A 22,314-nucleotide genomic window follows, 5' to 3' on the forward strand; every position below is an offset into this window, starting at 1 on the left:
TTATTCAAAACCTTATCTATCTATTCAAAAACATATAGAAATTTTTATTAGATATATAAAATATAAATTTTAAATGTAATTAATCAATTAATCTAATATTACTTACCAATATTATTTTAATGGAAGATGGTGATTATGAATAATAAAAAGCTTTTTATTGTTAGTTTGATTATACTAACTATTTTGACAATAGGCGCTGTCAGTGCAGCTGATGATGGCCTGGCCACATCAGATGAGATAACAGTGGATGATTCGTCAGTAGCCGTTTCTACGGCTTCTGCAGAGTCAGATATTTATGAAACTAATGGAGATATAGTTGCTGACTATCAAAGTGATTCTATCTCAAATGTAACTGTGGATGATGATAATACTAAAGATGAGATAATACGCTCTTCTCCTGCTAAGGACAATCTTCTTCTTGATGATGATGACGATCCTGGTGCTGTAAATGATGATGATGAAGGGGATGACGATGAAGACTACCTTGATGATATCTCAGTGTCTATCACAAATGAATATGACGTAACCGATCAGGATGCGGTTATAGTTTCCATATTCGTTCCAGATGTTGAAGAAGGAGAGGATGGCATTGAAGGATATTTTGTCGTTTGTCTTGATGACGATGATGAGATATTCTTAGGTCCTTTCAATCATACAATCACTCCTGATGACTATGGGACTGATGTTACTTTTACTGCTTCTGATTTAGAGATTACAGAAGCTGCGAATTATTGGGTACGTGTTTTCTATGTTAGCGATCTGGCTGAACCTCTTATCGATAATGATGAGGAAGATGGATACAATATGATTTTTGATGGGGATTGTATTGCAAGAGATTACACTCAATTTTATGTAATCGTCCCTCCAGATGGCAGAATAAGCATTTTTGACACTAGTGCTATCTATACCGTTTACTGCCCTCCAGGAAGTGAAGGCACAGTCACCTTAACTCTAAGGGATGAGGAGGATGTAGAGACTTCATTTACCCAGGAAATTGAAGATGCTGATGATGAAAATCAATTATATTGGGATTTAGATTATATGGGATTGAACACTATAGATGCCGCCGGCAACTATGAGGTAACAATCACTCTTGAAAATGGCACTCTCATTTGTGAGGATGATATAAGAATTATGGATCCTATAGAAATTCCTGAAGTCTCTTACATCAACTCTACAGACTATGACCATGCAACTTTAGTCGCTCTCATTAAGATTCCAAGTGAGCTTGATGATGATTTGGAAGAACTCATTGATGGAACAGTCATTATTCAAATAGACGATGAAACAGTCTTCGAAAAGACATTAAGCGAATTTGTCGAAGGAGAAAGCCCTGATGACCCATTTTGGGTTTACCCAAAAATACATTGGAGTGATGAACTAGACACTTCAGTTAAATTATACTATGTCCTCAACAATCAATTGGATATAGATTTAGAGCCTGGAACATATGATGTGACAGTCAAGCTTGACCTTGACGGATGGGATGAAGTCTCAAGTACTGAAGAGGTTCGCTTGGTAGAAAGCAATGTAGTCATCGATGAGGACATTGGCGCAAGCATTGAAATCTTTGACCAAGAGGATATCCTCAATGATAATGAGGTAAGAATCATCGCTATCACTGTAACCGGCGATAAGAGTGGAAGAGTTAATTTAGCAGTAGAAGGATGTCCTGAATGGGAATGTCCATTAGATGAATTGGAGAATGAAGGCGACATCTATTATATTAATTCCGGCTTTGATATTGAAAGCGGTGAACATGAGGTTGTCGTCTCCTATGTCCTAAATGATGATAGATCTGTTTCAAACAGCGCTATCCTTAACTTTATCGTCTATCCAAGAATTTTCATTTGTGGAAATGGCGGTGAAGACATAGTAAACTATTTCGCTGATGAGGATAGTGCAATTCACATATATCCTAAGGGAGATGACGTCTCCACCATAAGGATTGTGGTAACAATTGGAGATGAAGTTGTTCTAGATTCCACTATAGATGATTTAGGATTAAGCCCTAAGATAAACGATTGGGGAGAAACCTATTATACAGTAGGTCCTGCTAATTTCAACAAAAAGCTTGAATTTGGCCATTATGAGCCAGTGGTTGCTTATTATTATAGTGATGCATATGAGCTTAGCACTGAGGATGGGGAACTTTCATTCATTGACATTATCGGAATGGTCCATGTAGCTGACATTGAAGATGATGAAACTCCAGTACTGGCTGTTTGCTCTGACCGTGATGGTCAAATTGGAGTATATATTCGCCAATATACTGAAGATGGCGACCAAGAGTTAGAGCCAAAATACTTTGAAGTTGAAAAACATGGCTTCATAATGCCTACCATAGACCAATTAGGCCTTGATGAAGGACAATATCACATTGATGTTGCATATGCCGATGACGAATGGATCTTTGGCAACGATTTAATCGTTGTAAACAGTTCCGAATACTTTGTGCTCTATGGCTGTGACTGGCTATACACTGAAGAGAGTGTAGTCTATGTATGGTGTCCGGATGATGCTGAAGGAATCATTAGCCTCACTAACAATGATGGAACAATAAATGTCGATCATGAAATTACAGATGAGGATAAGGGCAAATATGTCGAATTCACCTTAGAGGAATTAGGCATAAGCGGACCTGGCTGGTATGAAATCAGCGTAAGGGTAAATGGCAATGAAATCGATCATATTGGATTTGATGTTCCAAGCCCTATCTACATGCCTAATTATAATGTATATCTTCCAGAGGAAGGATACGAACCTGATTATTCAATGATTATTGCCAAACTTGAACTCAATTCAGAATTAGAAGGCAACATTACCATAAACCTTGATGGAACCATTGTCTTCAATAAGGATATTGAGGATATGGAAGCTATTAAAGATGGCTCCAAATGGATTTACACCATCTACACTTCTGATTTGGATGAAGCAGAAGAAGGAATGCATGATGTTACTGTCACCTTCAACGATTTAAATGAAGAAAGATCCATAGAATTCCTTAATAGAACAACTGAATCTGATGGTAACTTAAGCATCATAATGCTTGGAGGAACCTATTGCATTAACTGGAATGATGTAATTGCTGAGGTCATTGCTCCAACTAACTATAATGGCAGACTTGTCCTAAGGCTTCAAGGTGAAATAATGCAATCTTGGGATGAATTGCATTGGGTCAATTGGGATAACTACAATGACACTCACAATATCTATTATATTTATGTAGATAATTTAGATAAAATGTGTATTGAAAATCCAGGAGAATACACTGTTTCTCTAGAGTACTATTCAGATAGGGAAGATGAGAATCCATCCCTTCAAAATAGCGAGGAATATAGATTTGTGAGAGATGAAGAGCCTTCAGGTGACTTTGAATGGGAGGTCTATCATTGGGCAGACTATGAAGATGAAAACAGCCTGCTCGTTACAGTCAGATATAATGATAATATAGTTGACGGCAGAATAGAAATCAACATTGAAGATCCAAATGGCATAACTTTAACAGATTCAAGGGATGTCGGCGAAGGATATGAGGACACTTGGCTTGTTTCAGACTTGGGAATTCAAGAATATGGAGTTTACACAATAAGCGCAAAACACATTTTAGGTGATGATGAGGAAATCATATTTGAAAATGAACCTGTATATGTAACTAAAATACAGATTAGAGGTGAAGAGGAAGTTTATGTAGACGACCCATTATTCGTATTGGCCATATATCATGCCGGCGATAGGACTACAGTATATCTAAATGGCGCAGGAATTGAAGGCAGAAGATTGCCTAATGGAGGTCCTCTTGTATGGTATCTCTCTGATTTGTATATCAATGAACCTGGGGAGTATGACTGCACCATTCAATTGTTTGATGAGGATGACAATTTATTTGCACAGACCGAATATTACTTAAATGTTATTGAAGGGGATGACGGCTATAGATTGATTAAAAACCTTGATTGGGACTATTTCACTTCAAGCACTCCTGTTGCTGCATTATACTGTCCTGAAGGTTCTGTTGGAGACATATCAATTGACATTTACGCTCCAGATGACAATGATGATGATTACCGCAGCCGTGATATAGTAAATACAATACTAGATTCCATTGGCTCTGAAGACGTTGGTGGCTTCAAGATATGGACTTTAGGCGATTTGGGAATTAACGAAGGTGGCTGGAACTATGGATTTGTCCTTAATGACGCTGATGGTGACACCATTACCGATGAAAATGGTGAAAACTGTGAATTTGGCTTCGGAGCAGTGCTCTATCATGGAATCGGCATTGCCATATGGGATCAAAATCCTGTTGCCCTTGATAACGAATGGCTTGTGGATATCTACTCTCCTTTAGACAATGACGGTGATGTAATTCTTATGATTGGAGATGAGGTCTACTTCAGTGACACTTTGCAGAACTTAGCGATGTATCAATATGATGAAGATATAGAGCAAGGCTGTGCCCACTTCCACTTTGGAGCAAACAGCTTCAACCGCACAATAGAAACAGGCCATTATGAAGAGGTCATAGTCTACTATGATGGATTTGATGGATATAGTACAGACAGTACTGCTTTCGATTGTCCAACTGTCTTAGACTTTGGCAAGCCTATGAACTTTGACTGGTCTGTCAAAGGCGCTTATTATGAATATTATGATAATAATGTGATTAACGTTTGGTATAATGAGGAGATAAATGGCGGTCAAATAAAAATCATTGCAAGAGCTGAAAATGGCACTGAATACGAATCTGTAAAAGATTATAATGACAATCGCAATAACGAGTGGACCATCACTGACTTTGGCATAAGCGAAATCGGAAAATACAACCTTACCTTGATATACATTAATGAAGGCGATGAAGAGATTGTCCGTGACGATAAGGTATTGCAGGTTCTAACCTTCGACCCTCGTTTTGCTAACTGGGTAACTGTGGACCATCCATATGACGTCCTTGCAATATACCAAGCTACAGAAGAAATCAGGGTCTATGTAAACGGCGAAGGCCCATATGAAGGTATTAAAATGCCTAATGATGGTCCTTTATCCTGGGATCTTGAGGCTTTAGGAATAAGCGCTGCAGGTGAATATGAGATTCTTGTAGAGTCCTATGACGGAGAAGGCAATCTCCTCAGCAGCTTTGAAGATGTATTGTATGTAAGTGATGAGATGAATCCTAATGAATACAGGGTAGAGTATGCAAATGATTGGGACTTCTACTCTTTAGACAGTCCTGTATTTGGATTGTATTGTCCTGAAGGAAGCGAAGGCCCTATAACAATTGAAGTCTATGGTCCTGATGATAATGATGCTCTTTTAAACACAATCAATGATAATATCGAATCTGGAGATATTGGCACAATCAAGAGCTGGACTGTCGGAGAATTGATCACTAACTTAAATGGCTGGGACTACAGATTTGTAATCTCCGATGCAAATGGCATCATTAAGAATGGAAATGATGAGGATATCGGAGAATTTAACAGAGGAATCAACTTCCATGACTCTATAGATTATATAAGTATTAATGAATGGTCTTACCTTGATGATGAATGGTTTATAGACATCTTTGCATACACTGGAAATGATGGAGATGTTGCCGTTGAGTTTGATGGTGCAACTGTATATAATGGCAGATTGAGCGATCTTTTATTCTTCCAATCAGATGAAGATATGCAAAGGGGCATTGCCCATTACCACATCCCTGTATCATATCTCTCTAATGAAGGAAATCCAATTGAAGCAGGCCTGTATTTAAATATAATCGTTAAGTATTATGGTGATGACGGCTATAACACTACAGGCTATACATTACAATCATACATTGATGAAAATGGTTTCGATTGGGCTAATGTAAGGTTAAGCGTTGGTGACGATCCTAATACAATCATTCTCACATTAACCAACTCCCATTGGGAACCTTTAGCAGATAAGGAGGTATATATTTCTGTAAACGGAGGAGAAAGACAATGGGGATTAACTGATGAGTATGGTATAGCCATTTTCACAATAGATGGTGGAAATTGCACAGTTCGTGGAGAGTATGAGAATGCAGAGAATCAATGGTCCGCCTATGAAATGACTCTATGTGTATTTGGGGAGCCTATATATCCAAATGCTACAATTAGATTAGAATTTGTTGACGGTGAGGTTATTGTAACTCTAACTGATGGCGATGGTGCACCTCTGGCTAATAAAGGTCTTGGTCTAGCTATCGATGGTATCGTAGTTATTGGCCCTAGCACTGATGATTATGGTATTTATAGAATGGGTATAGAAGGCAATGCAACTGTTGAAATTAGCTATCAAGATGAAAATGGAATTGTTGTTTCAAGTTCCATTACTATAGTCAATAATACTGAGACTGAAACTGTTTATGTTGGCCCTAATGCCACAATCCGTCTTGAAATTGTTGATGATAATGTTATTGCAAGCCTTAGTGATGGAGATGGCGCCCCTATAGCTAATGAGTTTATTGATGTCTCTGTTAATGGAGTTCCTGTTAATGGTGCAATGACCAATGCCAGCGGTCTTTATTCCATCTCTGTAGAGGGCAATGCAACTGTTGAGGTCAGCTATACTGATGATAATGGAATTACAGTTTCAAGCTCAATTAGGATAATCAACAATATTGAGACTGTTCCTGAGCCTGTTAATGTTCTTCCTAATGCTACTATCGGTCTTTCAAAAGATGGTGATAGTGTTGTTATTAGTTTGAAAGATGGTTCTGGTGCTGCTATTGCTGGTGCTAGTGTGAATGTTTCTGTTAATGGTGGAGATGTCACTTTAGTTGGTCCTACTGATGCTGATGGTAAGGCTAGTGTTGAAATCAGTGGTAATGCTACTGTTGTGGCCAGTTATGTTGATAATAATGGTATAACTGTTTCCAGTTCTATTGTGATTAATTCTGAGACTGTTCCTGAGCCTGTTAATGTTCTTCCTAATGCTACTATCAGTCTTTCAAAAGAGGGTAATAGTGTTGTTATTAGTTTAAAGGATGGTTCTGGTGCTGCTATTGTTGGTGCTAGTGTGAATGTTTCTCTTAATGGTGGAGATGTCACTTTAGTTGGTCCTACTGATGCTGATGGTAAGACTAGTGTTGAAATCAGTGGTAATGCTACTGTAGTGGCCAGTTATGTTGATAATAATGGCATAACTGTTTCCAGTTCTATTATAATCACCAATAATACAGAAATTGTGGTAATTGAAAAGTCTCATACTGCTGATGCTCTTTTCAATGTAATTATTCAAGAGGATAAACTTGGAGTATGGCTATACAATAACAATGAGGAAGAGCTTGCAAATAAAAACATTACAGTTGTATTTGATGATGATGAAGAAGGACAAAACTACCTTACTGATGGACAAGGATATACATCTATTCCTATCGGCGATCATTCTATTATAAAACTTTCATACACTGATGAAGATGGCGCTAGCGTTTTCTACACAGTTCATCTTTTTGAAACCGGCGAGGTAGTCGATGCTGATTATGTAGTCATATACATAACCCCTCTTGACGATAGCTCACTTGAAGTAAGTGTCTCTGTCAATGGTGAAGACCTTGAGGAAGGTGAAATTACATATTATCTTGGTGAAGATGCCGAAGGAATAACCGTTGACCTAGAGGATGGTGTATATGTCATTAATTATGACAACACTGTAAATCAGACAATTGCTGTTGAATACATTGATGACGATGATGTAAGTTGGTATGCCTACTATGAAGTGGTCGTATACAACAATACTGTCACTGAAACAGTTTACCTAAGCCCTAATGCTACTATCAGCTTATCTAAATCTGGTAATGATGTTCTTGTTAGCTTAACTGATAATGATGGTAAAGCTATTGCTAATGCTGACTTGGATGTATTAGTAAATGGTGCCAAATCCACTGCTAAGACCAATGCAAAAGGTGAGGCTACCATTGCTATTAATGGAAATGCTACTGTTGTTGTAAGCTATAAGGACGCTAATAATATCACTGTTACAAGTTCTATCACTGTAGTGAATGAGACTGAAACAGTTGTGATTGAGAAGAACAATACCATAATTGAGTATGTAAATCAAACAGTTCCTCCTAATGCTACCGTTTCCCTATCCCTTGTTGATGGAAAGGTTGTTGCTGAAGTAACTGATGGCGATGGTGTTCCTTTAGCTAATAAGCTTCTTGCTGTAACTGTTAACGGCGCTCCTAAACTTGGTGCTGAGACCGATGCAAATGGTATCTATTCCATTCCTGTGGAAGGCAATGCAACTGTTGTTGTATCATGCACTGACAATAATGGGGTAACTGTCTCAAGCTCAATCACTGTCCTTAACAATAGCGAGACTGTTGTAGTTGAAAAGAACAATACAATAGTTGAATATGTAAATCAAACCGTATATGTTCCTGTTGTTTCAAACTCAAGCTTTGATATAGTTGGAGATGAAAATGGAATAAGCGCAATCCTGCTTGATGAAGATGGCAAGCCTATTAGCGGTGCTGTTGTTGAACTTGATGTAAATGGAGCAAAATCCAATATAACTAGTGATAAGAATGGTGAAATTGTGATTCCAACAGATAAGAATGGAACCATAACCATGACCTATACTGATGAGAACGGCGCTAAGCTTATCTACACAACCAAGGTGATTACTCAAACAGAGATAATCTATCAAAACCAAACCATAGAGGTCCCTGTTTATATCAATGTAACTCCTAATAGAGCTTCAACAAAGGTCATTTACAACAATATGTCTACAACTTCAGTCAATTCCAATGTTGATGGAAGAATTGGAGAATACTTTAAAGTTCAATTGGTTGACTCCAATGGAAAGGCATTGGCTAATAAGACTGTATACATTGGATTCAATGGAAGAGTTTATGTGCGTCAGACAAATGAGACCGGCGGAGCACAGCTACAAATCAACCTCGGTTATCAAGGAGATTACACATTTGCTATAGCATTCCTTGGAGACGATGATTATAATGGATCCTTTGAAGTTGCTATAATTAAGGTAAGCAAGCAAAGCGCTAAGCTTACAACTGCTGCTAAAACATATAAGACAAGCGCTAAGACCAAAGCATTAAGCTCTACATTCAAATCTGCTAAAGGTAATGCAATAAGCGGAAAGAAAATAAGTTTCACAGTAAATGGAAAAACCTATACTGGAACCACCGACTCAAAAGGTGTTGCTACAGTCAAGGTATCTTTATCCAAGAAAGGAACTTATAGTTTCACTGCAAAATTCGCAGGAGATGGAATGTATAAGGAAACTAGTGTTAGCTCTAAGCTCACTTTAAAATAAGAATATTTTAGAATAGTTTTTTAAAACTATTCTTCTTTATTTTTTTATCAGATTTCTTTATATTTGATTATTTTTACTGACTGCTCATTTTCTAGGTTTTTTTTACTAATTTTTGCTGTTTTATAATTTCATAATTTTTAATTCCTCTGTTTATTCTCAAAGATATTTTTCCATTATGAATTGAATTCGTTGTATTTCTTGGTTATTTTTTAATATAATTTAATTAATTTTAGCTTAAATAATAATCATAAATTAACTCTTATCTATTGTTTAATTAATCCTATATTGGATTAAATGATATTAATATTATTTTTTGACATTATGGGGTTATAATATCTCCTCAGTGACGTTTGTGATAATTTTGTATTAAAACAGCTATTGAGGCGTAGATTTGCTAGATTTCCACTATAATTCATTGCATGATAACTTTTAATAGCTAAAAAACTAGTTTTTTCAAGGTATTTTTTTTTTGTATTGGCAATGATTTTTTCACAATTGTGTTTTTTCACATTTGTGATTTTGTGTTTTTGTGTTTTTTCACAACTCTGTTTTTGTGTTTTTATTAATTTGTGTTTTTGTGTTTTTTCACAACTCTGTTTTTGTGTTTTTATTAATTTGTGTTTTTGTGTTTTTTCACAAAATCGCATCATAATAATCTTTTAATACTATTTTAGAGATAGTAAATTCACCGATTTTTTTAATAAAAGAGATATTGGTAAAATTAGCAAAAATTATTGATTTTTTCAATAGGAAATTATGGATGAATCTTTGCAAAAAGATTTATCTATGACTGGTTTTTAAGTAAAATCCTCTTTTATTTTAAAGAAAACAAAATAAGATTTTGGTTGTGATATTATGTCTAATTTAGAAGTAGTGAAATCATTATTTTATCCTTCAGATGATGGAGAAGAAACAGTAGAAGTAATCATTCACTGAGAAACACTTTGGGCTACACAGAAGTCTATTTCAGAGTTATTTGGAGTAGATAGATCCGTAATTTCTAAGCACTTGAGGAACATTTTCAATGAGGGTGAATTGGATAAGGATTCAGTATGTGCAAAAATTGCACATACTGCCAGTGATGGTAAAATCTATAAAACCAATTTTTACAATCTCGACGCCATGATTTCTGTAGGATATCGTGTAAATAGCATTAAGGCAACAAGGTTTAGGCAATGGTCCACATCTGTTTTAAAGGAATATATGGTTAAAGGATATGTCTTGGATGATGTTTTATTGAAAAATGGCACTCGCTTTGGCAAGGACTATTTTGATGAGCTCTTGGAAAAGATTCGTGAAATAAGGGCCAGCGAAAGAAGGGCATATCAAAAGGTGACTGACATATTCTCCCAGTGCAGCTATGATTACAATCCCAAATCCGAAGTTGCAAGAGAATTTTATGCTAAGATTCAAAACAAGCTTAATTTTGCAATCACCGGACATACTGCAGCAGAAATCATTAGTGAGCGAGCAGATAGTGAAAAAGAGCATATGGGTCTAAAGACATGGAAAAACTCTCCTGATGGAAAGATTCTTAAGTCTGATATATCAATTGCCAAGAATTATTTAAGCGAAGATGAGATAAAAAGCTTAAACAGATTGGTCAATATGTATTTGGACTATGCTGAAAACCAGGCTTATATGCATAAGCTAATGGGGATGGATGACTGGGCTTTAAAGCTTGATAGCTTTTTGGAGTTTAATGATTTTGAAGTTTTGGATAATAAGGGCCATATTAGCATGAATGAGGCTCAAAAGATTGCAGATGCTGAATTTGATAAGTTTAGAGTAAAACAGGATAAGTTCTATCAGTCTGACTTTGACAAATTATTGGAAGATGTTAAAAGATTAAAATAAATCGGATTTTAATAAGTTCTTTTAATTGTTCGGATTTTGATAATTTGGATTCTAAGAGCTCTTTAAATTCGTTTAGGTTTTTTATAGTTTTTTGGCTTTTGGAATTTCTCATATAACTTTTAGCTCTTCTGTAACTTGAACTTTGTTTTATTGTTCTTCATAATTTTATTGTTCTTCATAAAATCAAATATAAATATATATTAATTAAGTTAAGCAAATTAATTATCATAATAGTAATAATTTTTTATTGTTATTTATTCAAAATCTAAAAAAAGTCAAAGTAATTAAATTTGTGAAATTAATTAACTGATTAAATATTTAATCAGCGAATTTTCAAGATTAATTATTTTGAAAATTAAATTTAATTAATTATTTTTATATTTTCTATCTTCTAGAGATATTTTTATATTCTCTATCCTCTAGAAAGATTTTAATTTTTCTATCATTTTGAAAATTACTAGAAAATAATTATTACTTAATACTGAGTGATTCTATGAAGTTTAATAAAAATAGGGGCATATCTGCCATATCAATAATTTTAATTCTATTTTTAAGTATTTCTATGGCATCTGCTATAGAAATAAGTGCAGATGATGCTGATATGGATTCTGGAGACTTATCCGTTTGTGAAGTCAGCACATCTGATTGCTACGGCGAGACTCTAATCAGCGCTGATGCATCCGGTGCTGATTCAAGTGATGAAATTATAATCAACGAAACAATTGCAGATGAAAAGACAGACTATCGCAGCTCAATCCTTGCTGATGGTGAGAAGAAAAACCTTCATGTTGAAGTCTCTAATGATGTTTTCACACCTGATAACGATTATGAGTTCATGCTCTATGATGAGGATTTTAATCAAATCGGAGGATATTTGGATATATATCTTAATGATGAACTAACATACTCTGATTTTACCGTTGATAGTAGTGAAAGTTCTTCTATTAGCTTAAGTGGTCTAGAGTGCGGATTAAATAAGATAACTTTCATATATGATGAAGATGATGTTTATAATCGCCTCAATCAAACAAAAGAATTTTACATTTATGGAGAAAATCCTGAATTTGTCATGATACCTCATTACGATACCATAACATTAAATGGCAATTATTCTTCTAGAGTATATCTGAAGGAATATGATGAATGGGGATACTATGATGAGGATAATGAGGGCGATATTGAACCTATCGATGATAAATTCAATGTATACATATATAAAGAAAATCCTGGTGATGAATATGAACTTGTTTGGGAAGATGAGTTCGAAGCTAATGGAACCATTAATTTCGATGATGCCATCAAAACCACTGGAAACTATTTGATTAGATATGTCTTTAATGGAAGCTCCGATTATAGCTATGCTCCATACAACTCATCTAACATTATAAGATGTGTCAATGTCATAACCGATTTTATCATTAATGATACCTACTTTATTCCGGATAAGGGTTTCGGATTCTCAGTTTATCTGGTTGATAATGCCACTGGAGACATAATAGATAAAGAATTTAAGCTTATGGTTTATTATATTCTTGATACTTCAAATCCTGTAAGAATCGTTGAAGAGGAAATGGTTAAAGGAAATAAAACCTACACATTTGATTGCAGCGAAATTCCAGAGAATATTACTTATTTATTCATCGGATGTATTTTTGATGGGGATAGGGATGAATATTCCTCTGCAGATAAAGAGTATGCTCTTGAATTGACTGATAGTAGAATAGAAACTTCTATTAACGCTAACATTGGTGATTCTGTCATAGGAAATTCAAGCAGTTTCCGCGTATATGTCCAAGATGAGGAGAATTGGGGACAAATCGATGCAACTTTAGACATTTATCTTAATGAAGAATATTCCCAAACTGTTACTGCATATGCCTATCTTGAAAACGAAGTTCTTATTGAGAATCTTAAAAAAGGTGAAAATACTCTTAGAATAGTATATAACGGAACTGATATTTATCAAAATTCTGAAAAGTCTTATAACTTTACAGTATCTGATAAGAGAGCTAACATTGAAGTTGACGTTAGCAACATAATCGTTGGAGATGTGACAAAAATCACTGTTAATCTGACTGATGAGGATGGCAATATTCTCAATAAGGAATTCAATGTCTCTATTTATAAGGGCGGCTCTTATTATGATGAAGACAGTGAATTAATATACTCCCAAGTTTATACTGGATCTGCCAACATATCACTTCCAGACCTTGAAATTGATGATTATTATGTTAGAGCAGAATTTGTAGATGAAAGCTTTGTCTATTCTCAAGCAGAAGATAGCGAGTACTTCAATGTTTATTCTAAAGGCAGTTACATAGACCTTGGTAAAACTTATTGGCCTGATAATGATGATGTGGTTTTAAACATAAGCCTTAGGAATTATATTGAAGAAAATATTAATGGAGAAGTCCTTTTCCAATTCAATGGCACTGATTATCCATTGACCTGCACTGAAGATGGGGCAATCTTAAACCTTGGCAAATTGCCTGTAGGCAAATATCAAATCTTCGCTAAATTTGATGGTGATGGAGAATATGAAGCTTCCAATTTAACCGATCAATTAAGAATAGTTAAAGCAACAATCATTAATGTGGAAGCTTGTGATGTCTTAAAAGGCCAATCTGAAACTGTAAACATCACATTCACTGACGGCGACGGCAATCCATTGGATGTCAAAATGTTAGATATTAACATTTGGGATACTGATGGAAACTGGCTGGATTATGGACAATTGAGAAATTCCATTGAAATTAAGAATATTCAAACCGATTATATTATCCGTGCTATGTTAAGTGATAGTTATGGAGAGATTGGTTATTCTGACTATTATCCTTCAAGCGCATATGGATTCATCAGAGTCTTAAACGGAACCGACCCTACTGTAATTACAGTTACAAACACTGCTAACATTGATTTGGCTATCGATGGCCCTAAAGTGATTATCACCCTTACAGATGAGGATGGAAAAGCTATTTCTGGTGCTAAATTAAATGCAGCTGTTGGAAATATGGAATCTATTCTAACAACTGACAGCAAAGGCCAAGCTGTTTTGGCTATAGGTGCAAATGACACTGCTAAAGTGACTTATACTGATGAGAATGGTGCTGGTGTTAGTGCTTCCATTGTAAACAATGTGATTAACACTACAGTTACTGAAATCGTTGAAAAGAACATAACTGTTCCTGTAACTGCAAATGCCACCATTGATTTGGCTATTGATGGATCTGATGTAGTCGTAAGCCTTAACGATCTTGATGGTAATGCAATTGCTTCTGCTAGCTTGGATGCTACTGTCGGCACAACTAACTCTACCTTAACCACTGATGACAAAGGTCAAGCTAAAGTTGCAATCGGCGTAAACGAAACCGCTAAAGTGACTTATACTGATGAGAACGGTGCTAGTGTTAGCGCTTCCATTGTAAATAATGTGATTAACAGCACAGTTGTAATCAACAATACAGTTAAGAGAAATGCAACTAAGATCATTTACAATAATATGTCTACTGTCTCTGTCAATTCTGAGGTTGATGGAAGAATAGGAGAATACTTTAATGTGACTTTAGTTGACTCCGATGGAAATGCATTGGCAAATAAGACTGTATACATTGGATTCAATGGAAGAGTCTATGTCCGTCAGACAAATGAGACAGGCGGAGCACAGCTACAAATCAACCTCGGTTATCAAGGAGATTACACATTTGCTATAGCCTTCTTAGGTGATGATGACTACAACGGATCATTTGAAGTTGCTATCATTAAGGTAAGCAAGCAAAGCGGTAAGCTTACAAGCTCTCCAAAAACCTATAAGGCTAAAGCTAAGACTAAAACAGTTTCAGCTACATTCACTTCCTCTTATGGAAATCCTATCCCGGGCAAGAAGATAAGTTTCATAGTCAATGGAAAAACCTACTCAGCTAACACCAATGATAAGGGAGTTGCTACAGTCAAGGTTTCCCTATCCAAGAAAGGAACTTATACCTGCAATATCAAATTTGCAGGAAATGGAATGTACACTGAATCCATTGCAAAATCTAAGATAACTATTAAATAGGTTTTTTTAAGAATAGTTTTTTAACTATTCTTCTCTTTTTTTATTTGGTTTTTAATTTTTTTATTACTTATTTTCTTCTTTATGCTTTTTTTTAACTATTTTCATCGTTTTTTACTTATTTTCTTCTTTATGCTTTTTTTTAACTATTTTCATCGTTTTTAATCAGTTTTTATTTTGTGTTTTTTCACACTTGTGATTTTGTGTTTTTGTGTTTTTTCACACTTGTGTTTTAGTGATTTTGTGTTTCTGTGTTTTTTCAGATTTGTGTTTTTTCACAAAATCGCATCATAACAATCTTTTAATAGTATTTAAGAGATAGTAAGTTTATCTATTTTTTTAATAAATAGTTATAAGGAATTTTTTTAAAAAATAAATAATTTTATGAAGATTTGATATATAGTTTAAATTATTGCTTATGGTTTAAGTTTTATGAAGATTTGATATATGGTTTAAATTATTGCTTATGGTTTAAGTTTTATGAAGATTTGATATATGGTTTAAATTATTGCTTATGGTTTATGTTTTATGGGTTTTGATATATGATTTAAAATGATTAATTTGAATGGAGTATAAAAAGATGCTTGCCGAAATTGATTTTTCAAAGGATTTGATTGGTTTTTTTGAAGATAAAAACTTATGCATAATTAATGAATCTCTTCTTGATGGTACTTTCGGTCTTTCAAGGGATATTTTGTTTGATAAACGTATTCTCTTTAACAATGATTCTCTAATCGATAGTTTTCTCTTAAATGCTAAAGCTTATAATTTGAATAATGAATTTTTTATTTTATTAAGCAATATCATTAGAAATGACTTTCAAGAAGCCATTTCCAATAAATCTAATAATGAAATTTTGGATTTTGAAGAAACTCTTGAGAAAGAGAGCCCATTTTATTCTGGAATACCTGTATCCAAAGAAATGTTTGTAGGTCGTAAGGATAGCATACATAAGATATTAAGAAACTTCCCACATATTTTTAAGGGACAGACTAGACATTTCTTTTTAACTGGGGATAGGAGAATGGGGAAAACATCCCTTATTGATTTTATAGGAGAATATATGAAATCATATGGTGTTGTAAGTGTTTATATTTCCAATAAGGGTAATGATTCTGTTGAATTTTTAGCTTATGAGATTGTTGAAGGGCTTATTGATGAATTAACCCTTCCTGATGAATCCCTTAAAACAAAGATTGTTGACTTCTTTCAAGATCATGTGGAAAGTGTGGAGTTTAAAGGAACAAAAATAAAGCTAACGGTAGATAAAAATCTATCTGTATCTTTTAAAGAAGATTTCATTAATCATTTAAAATCAATCTATGATGAATTTGGAATGGATAAAAAAGGAATTCTGATAGTTGTTGATGACATTAATGGCCTTTCAAATTCAGAGGAGTTTGTTCATTGGTATAAAAGAATGGCTGATACAATACAAGTTTCTCATATAAATTTGCCTGTTTATTTTTTACTTGCTGGGTATCCCGAGAAATTTTATAATCTTACAAGGCTTGATGAGTCTTTTGGAAGCATTTTTGCTTACGATAACTTGGATAGATTATCCAATATGGAAGTTTTGGAATTTTTTGAAAGTTCTTTTGGTGAAAAATCCATGCTTATTGATAAGGATGCCTTATTCTACATGATTTTGTTTTCTCAAGGTCAGCCATTAATGATGCAAGAGCTAGGAGAATCAGTATTTTGGGAATGTCCTAATGGCCATATTGATAAATATATAGCAATCAGAGGAATCATAAATGCTGCAAATGTTTTAGCAAGCAGGCAGATAAAATATACTTTAAATATCCTAAGTGAAGATGATAAGGCAATTTTCAAGTCTTTAATTTCAGATGGAAAGTTTTTTTTCAATTCATCAGATATCTGTGATGAGGGATTTTTAGAGTCTATGTTTGATTTAAGTCTGATTGAAGTTTCCAAAAAAGAGGATTATGACTTTTGTTTTAAAAATACTTTGGTCTTTATCTATTTTTGGGTAGAAGCAATACAAGGTCTTATTGAGAAATAATTTTTAATTAATTATGTCTTAGCCATATCCTATTTATTTTTCTTTTTTGTTGTTTATTTTAGATTTTATGCGCCATTGGGTTAAAACATGTCTTTAAATTTTCATAATTTGAATTAATATTGATTAATTCATTAAAGTATTTAACCGATATTCAAGCTTTAAAGGCTTATTAGGGCTTTAAGAATATTTTCTATTTCAGTGAAAAAATAAAATTTATATACTAGGTAAATCTAAAATAAATGTGGACAAGGAAATTACTTGTTCTTTGTTTAATTAATTAAGCAAAATGTTATTAAATAAGAATATATAAAACGAATGAAATAGTTTACTATTTCACTTTGGGTTGGTTACAATTATTCTTTATGAAGAAATGGAAGTTATAAATATTGCTGTCCTTTAAGATTAGTTTTTAGCTACTATTAAGGGAGGGTAGTTAATGATTGATTTTAAAGATTGTTGACATTTATAAAGGGGATTTCTTAGTAAGGATAATTTTCTTTTTTAGAAAATTTTAGTTCATCTATTATTGTAGGGGTTGGTTTATACTTCTTATGGTTTTGCTTAGTTAAAATAATTCTTTTTTTCTATATTTCTCTTATTTTACTTTATTTTACTTATTTTATCTTATTTTACATTATTCTAGTCTAATTTTATTTTATAATACTTATTTTTCCTAAATTAATTTTCAAGTTCAATTTTAACTCTAAATCTTTCTTTTTAAGATGAAAAAATGCATGGGGAAAAGTCTAAAATCTAATTAAATTTAGTTAAAAATTAAAAAAAGAGTAATATATAATTAAAGAAATTTAGAGAAATTAAAATAATTTTTTGATTAAAAATAGCAAATTAAAAGAGTTAGAACCATTCAGATTCCTTAAACTCTTTTAATATTTATTTAAAATTATTATTTTTCAACAGGAGATTAATCTAATATCCATAGCTTAAAACATTTCCATCACTGTCAATCACTCTAGAATATCCATCATCATAATTGACTCTATACTCACCCTCTCCTAAATACTCTCTAGAAACCTCATGTTCTGAAGGATCCCAACCATCTATAACATCATCTGCCTTATAGTCACTCGCATAATCTCCATTATTGGATGTGGCAGTTGTAGTTGTGCTAGTGGTTTTAGAGCTTTGCTCAACTTCCTTAGGGCTTACAATGAATTCATAGGTTAATCCATAGCCTTCATATTGGCTTGTTCCATCGTATTTGGCTATGAGAGTATAATTTCCCCTTTGCAGGTTTTGAATTTGGCTTTCACCATTCTCATCTGTTTTAATGACTATATCGTCATTAAAGTTTCCATCCTTTGATTGGATCTTTAAGCTAATCTTTTGATCGGCTATTCCCTTTCCATCCTTATCGCATAGCTTTAGTTTTAATGTGTCTCCTTCTGTAAGGTATTGGCTTGTTAGAATGGTTATATGGGTTTCTTCCTGACCGTTCATATGGGATATGAGAAATAGGCCAAGGCATACAAGAATAATTAATGTAACACATATTATGATTAGGTTTTTAGTTTCCATATTCTTATCTCCCTTATTGGTCTAGAAAATTTATTTAAATCTTATTAAACTTTCTATAGTTTGATTTTGTTTGTTTTATATTTTTTAATTCTTATTTAAACTTTTTATAATTTAATATATTAAGTATTTTTCTTATTGCTTGCATGATTTTAAAATTTGAACTTCTAATAATTTTTATCCCATTCAATTCTTCATTTTCAATTTTAATCAACAATATTTCTATTCATTTTTTTATTATTTTATGCATATCTATTATCAAAAATGCTTATTTTTTTATTATATGAGTTCAATTTATCCATTTATTAAAAATATTAATTATTTGCTTTATTTTTAGTAATATTAATATATCAAAACACTAAATATATAATATACTAAAAAAGATTTTATACAATTTTATAAAGATTAGGTTTATATTTAACCCTAATGGGTGATTTAATTTATTTAAAAAACTCTAATCAAATTATTCAAAATTATTAATTTATTATAAACATTGAGGTGTTTTTATGAAATTAAACATAAAAAAGAAGCATTCTTCTATTGTCCATACTTTCTGTTCTATTTTTAAGCATGGCAATGGTATCTGCTTCTGATATTAGTGCAGATGATTCTGTATCTTTAGATGCAGCAGATTCAGACATCGTAAGCACTGATTCTATAAGTGTTGACTCTGTAAACACATATTCTGCAGATTCAGCTATATCTTCTAATGAAGATAAAGACAATTATCACCCTTCCAATCTAAAGGATGATGATAATAAGATTTCAAAAATCAATTATGAACTTAATGACACCGTCTTTTATGGAGATGATGTCATAATAAACGCAAATCTTACAGATATGGACGGAAACATAATCGATGAGTTTTTCCAAGTTACAGTTTATGATGAAGGCAATCCATTGCAGTCAAACAGCTTGAAAGGCAAGGGGACCATGATTGTTCCTACAGTCTCATTGACCGAGAGCAGTTATTATGATGTTGCCCTAAGTTTTGCAGGCAATGAGGAATATGCTTCCTGCAATGAATTTACAAGCTTTAACGTGACTTTTAAGGAAAATTCATATCTTGCCATTTCTAATTATGATTCATATTCTAAAATAAATTCAACTAAAATAAACTTCATCATATATGATGTGGATGACGAATATATCAACGACACAGCTGACATTTACCTTAATGGAGAATATTATACAAGCGTCCTTACAAATGGAAATGAGAATGAAGTGACCATTGAAAACCTCCAAGTGGGAGAGAATACTGTTTTAGTTAAATATAACGGCTCTAATATATATAAGGGCTCAGAAGACTCTGCTACCATAATGGGATATGAAAAGGATACCTCCATTGGAATCGATGCTCCAGATGTCCTTATTGGAAACGATGCACGGATAAAGATTAATCTAACTGATGAGGACGGCAATATTGTAAATGGCAGAGTGGATGTGGAAATTTACGAATACTATACTGGTGACGACGAATCTTATGTTCCATTTAAAGACGATTATGTCGTGAATGGAGAGGCAATAATTGTTATTTATCAATCCAAATTGCGTGCAGGCGTTACATATTTCATAAGGGCTGATTATGAAGGAAATTTAACTTATTTCAGATCAGTTGGCTCTGACTACTTTGATTGTTTTAACAGAAGCACTGAAATAGTAATCGATGGAAGAATCGCATCTGATGATAAGGATATCACTCTTGAGATTGGTCTTTTTGACCAAAGACAAGTGATGATTGCAGGGCTTGTCAATCTAACAGTTTTCGACAATGAATCCAATGTGGTCATTGACACAATTTCTGTTGAAACAAGCGCTGATGATTATGTCAATGTGACAATCGGCAAATTGCCTTATGGCCATTATATGATCAATGCAAGCTTTGAAGGTAATGAAGAGTATGAAGGATGCGAATTGGAAGCTAATTTGCATGTCTTTAAGGCAACCAACCTAACCATTGAAGTTCGTGACCAAATCAAAGGAGAATCCCAAATAGTCAACTTCTCTTTAGTCTCATCTGATGGCGGATTAAATGAAAGCGCAAGTCTTATCATAAGAAATATGGAAAATGACTTGATTTATGATGGTATAATCAACTTTACAGATGGTAAGGCTTCCTATAACTTAGACAACCTTGAAGAAGGTCTTATTATCTTAGCAGATTATAACAATGGAATGGACTTAGTAGGACCATTTGAAACAGTCTATGATTCAGCTTCCAAATTTGCAACTGTAAGGATTATAAAACAGCTCAATGGAACCATTGAGTTTGAGCCTGTCAATGATTCCATCATTGTAAACTTAAAGGACATTGATGGAAATCCAATTGCAGAGGCTCCTCTTAGTGTGGATGTCAACGGACAAGTATTTGAATTAATTACCGATGATAACGGTCAGGCAATGCTTGACAACATTCCAAACAATGTCACAATCGAGGTTAAATACACAGATAACCAAGGTCTTGTAGCAAGCAATAAGATTGTTGTCCTTGTTAAGGAACAAATCAAGCAAAGGGCTGCAAGCAAGATTGTCTGCAAGAACATGAGCACTGTAGCTGTAGCTACACCTGACGGCAGAGTCGGTGAGTATTTCAATGTCACCTTAACCGATGCAGATGGAAATCCTTTAGTCAATAAGACAGTTATGATTGGATTCAATGGAAGGGTATATACCCGTACAACCAATGAGACTGGAGAGGTTAACTTACAGATCAACCTTGGTTATAAGGGATCCTATACCTTTGCTATGTGTTTCTTAGGTGATGAGGATTATAATGCATCCTATGAGGTATGTGTGATTAAGGTTTCATCTCACCAGCCTAAATTGACCGGAAGCGCTAAGACCTATAAGGTATCTGCAAAGACTAAAGCGATATCTGCAACATTCAAGACATCTAATGGAAATGTAATAAGCGGCAAGTCTTTAGTTTTCATTATAGACGGCAAGCTTTATAATGCTAAGACCAATTCCAAAGGAGTTGCTACTGTAAATGTTTCCATCTCTAAAAAAGGAACTTATTCCTGTACCGTAAGGTCCAGTGATGATGGAATGTATGCAGCTACCAGCACTAAGTTTAATGTAAAGATAGTTTAGATTGACTTTAAAGAATAGTTTTTTAACTATTCTTCTTATCTTTTTTTAAGCTTTTTTTAGTTCTTTTTTATTATTTTAACTTGCTTATACAAGTTTTTTTAACTCTTTTTTTATTATTTTAACTTGTCTCATAGTTATTTTTTCAAACTCTTATTCTAGTTTTTAAAAATTGTTTCCATTTCGTAACAATTTTGATTTACTTATAGAAAACTATTTTTATTAGTTTAAATAGAATATTAATGATAATGATTAATCTAATCTCGGAATTATTTTTAGTATTAATCATTATTATCTAAATCATTGTTGAGTAACTATATTTTTATAGTTACTCTTTTTTAATGGAAGATAATTTAGTTTATCATTATACGAACTTTTTTTAAAGAATTAAATTTTAATTGCTATTTTTTCAAAATAACCATCATATACTTCTTATTTGTACTATTAAATAATTTTTAATCTTAAAATA

The 22,314-nt window shown here is 33.4% G+C and carries 7 protein-coding genes; 5 read left to right on the plus strand and 2 right to left on the minus strand.

Annotated elements, in window-relative coordinates; genetic code table 11:
• Positions 1-135 precede the first annotated feature (135 nt).
• Positions 136-9,288 carry a hypothetical protein gene (locus MRU_RS00395; RefSeq protein WP_048812333.1) on the plus strand — a complete coding sequence of 3,051 codons (9,153 nt, stop codon included), beginning with the start codon at positions 136-138 and terminating at the stop codon, positions 9,286-9,288.
• A 290-nt stretch (positions 9,289-9,578) separates the two neighbouring features.
• On the opposite strand, the gene MRU_RS00400 is transcribed toward MRU_RS00395, so the two are convergent.
• Complete coding sequence (locus MRU_RS00400) at positions 9,579-9,938, minus strand: hypothetical protein (RefSeq protein WP_048812334.1); 360 nt, start codon at positions 9,936-9,938, stop codon at positions 9,579-9,581.
• Between the two features lie 385 nt (positions 9,939-10,323).
• Between MRU_RS00400 and MRU_RS00405 the strand changes: the two genes are divergently transcribed.
• The 3 genes from MRU_RS00405 (at position 10,324) to MRU_RS00415 (ending at position 17,222) form a co-directional block, all read left to right on the plus strand.
• Positions 10,324-11,145, plus strand: coding sequence for a virulence RhuM family protein (locus MRU_RS00405; protein WP_227717040.1), 822 nt, complete (start codon positions 10,324-10,326; stop codon positions 11,143-11,145).
• A gap of 493 nt (positions 11,146-11,638) precedes the next feature.
• Positions 11,639-15,199 (plus strand): Ig-like domain-containing protein, encoded by a 3,561-nt coding sequence (locus tag MRU_RS00410; protein WP_012954887.1) that lies wholly within the window; start codon positions 11,639-11,641, stop codon positions 15,197-15,199.
• A gap of 577 nt (positions 15,200-15,776) precedes the next feature.
• On the plus strand, positions 15,777-17,222 hold the full coding sequence (locus MRU_RS00415; RefSeq protein ID WP_227717041.1) for an ATP-binding protein: 1,446 nt from the start codon (positions 15,777-15,779) through the stop codon (positions 17,220-17,222).
• Positions 17,223-18,149: 927 nt separating this feature from the next.
• Here MRU_RS00415 and MRU_RS00420 read toward each other — a convergent pair.
• Positions 18,150-18,758, minus strand: coding sequence for a carboxypeptidase-like regulatory domain-containing protein (locus tag MRU_RS00420; RefSeq protein ID WP_012954889.1), 609 nt, complete (start codon positions 18,756-18,758; stop codon positions 18,150-18,152).
• A gap of 567 nt (positions 18,759-19,325) precedes the next feature.
• Here MRU_RS00420 and MRU_RS00425 point away from each other — a divergent pair.
• Entirely contained in the window at positions 19,326-21,848 is a 2,523-nt protein-coding gene (locus MRU_RS00425) for an Ig-like domain-containing protein (RefSeq protein ID WP_012954890.1), read from the plus strand.
• The last annotated feature ends 466 nt before the right edge of the window (positions 21,849-22,314 follow it).

The sequence above is a fragment of the Methanobrevibacter ruminantium M1 genome (genome assembly GCF_000024185.1).
Taxonomy (GTDB): domain Archaea; phylum Methanobacteriota; class Methanobacteria; order Methanobacteriales; family Methanobacteriaceae; genus Methanobrevibacter; species Methanobrevibacter ruminantium.

Bases quoted from the DNA above. Each gene is read 5' to 3' on its own strand.
- MRU_RS00410 (WP_012954887.1), top strand. From the start codon at position 11,639: ATGAAGTTTAATAAAAATAGGGGCATATCTGCCATATCAATAATTTTA.
- MRU_RS00420 (WP_012954889.1), bottom strand. From the start codon at position 18,758: ATGGAAACTAAAAACCTAATCATAATATGTGTTACATTAATTATTCTT.
- MRU_RS00425 (WP_012954890.1), top strand. From the start codon at position 19,326: ATGGCAATGGTATCTGCTTCTGATATTAGTGCAGATGATTCTGTATCT.
- MRU_RS00415 (WP_227717041.1), top strand. From the start codon at position 15,777: ATGCTTGCCGAAATTGATTTTTCAAAGGATTTGATTGGTTTTTTTGAA.
- MRU_RS00395 (WP_048812333.1), top strand. From the start codon at position 136: ATGAATAATAAAAAGCTTTTTATTGTTAGTTTGATTATACTAACTATT.
- MRU_RS00400 (WP_048812334.1), bottom strand. From the start codon at position 9,938: ATGATGCGATTTTGTGAAAAAACACAAAAACACAAATTAATAAAAACA.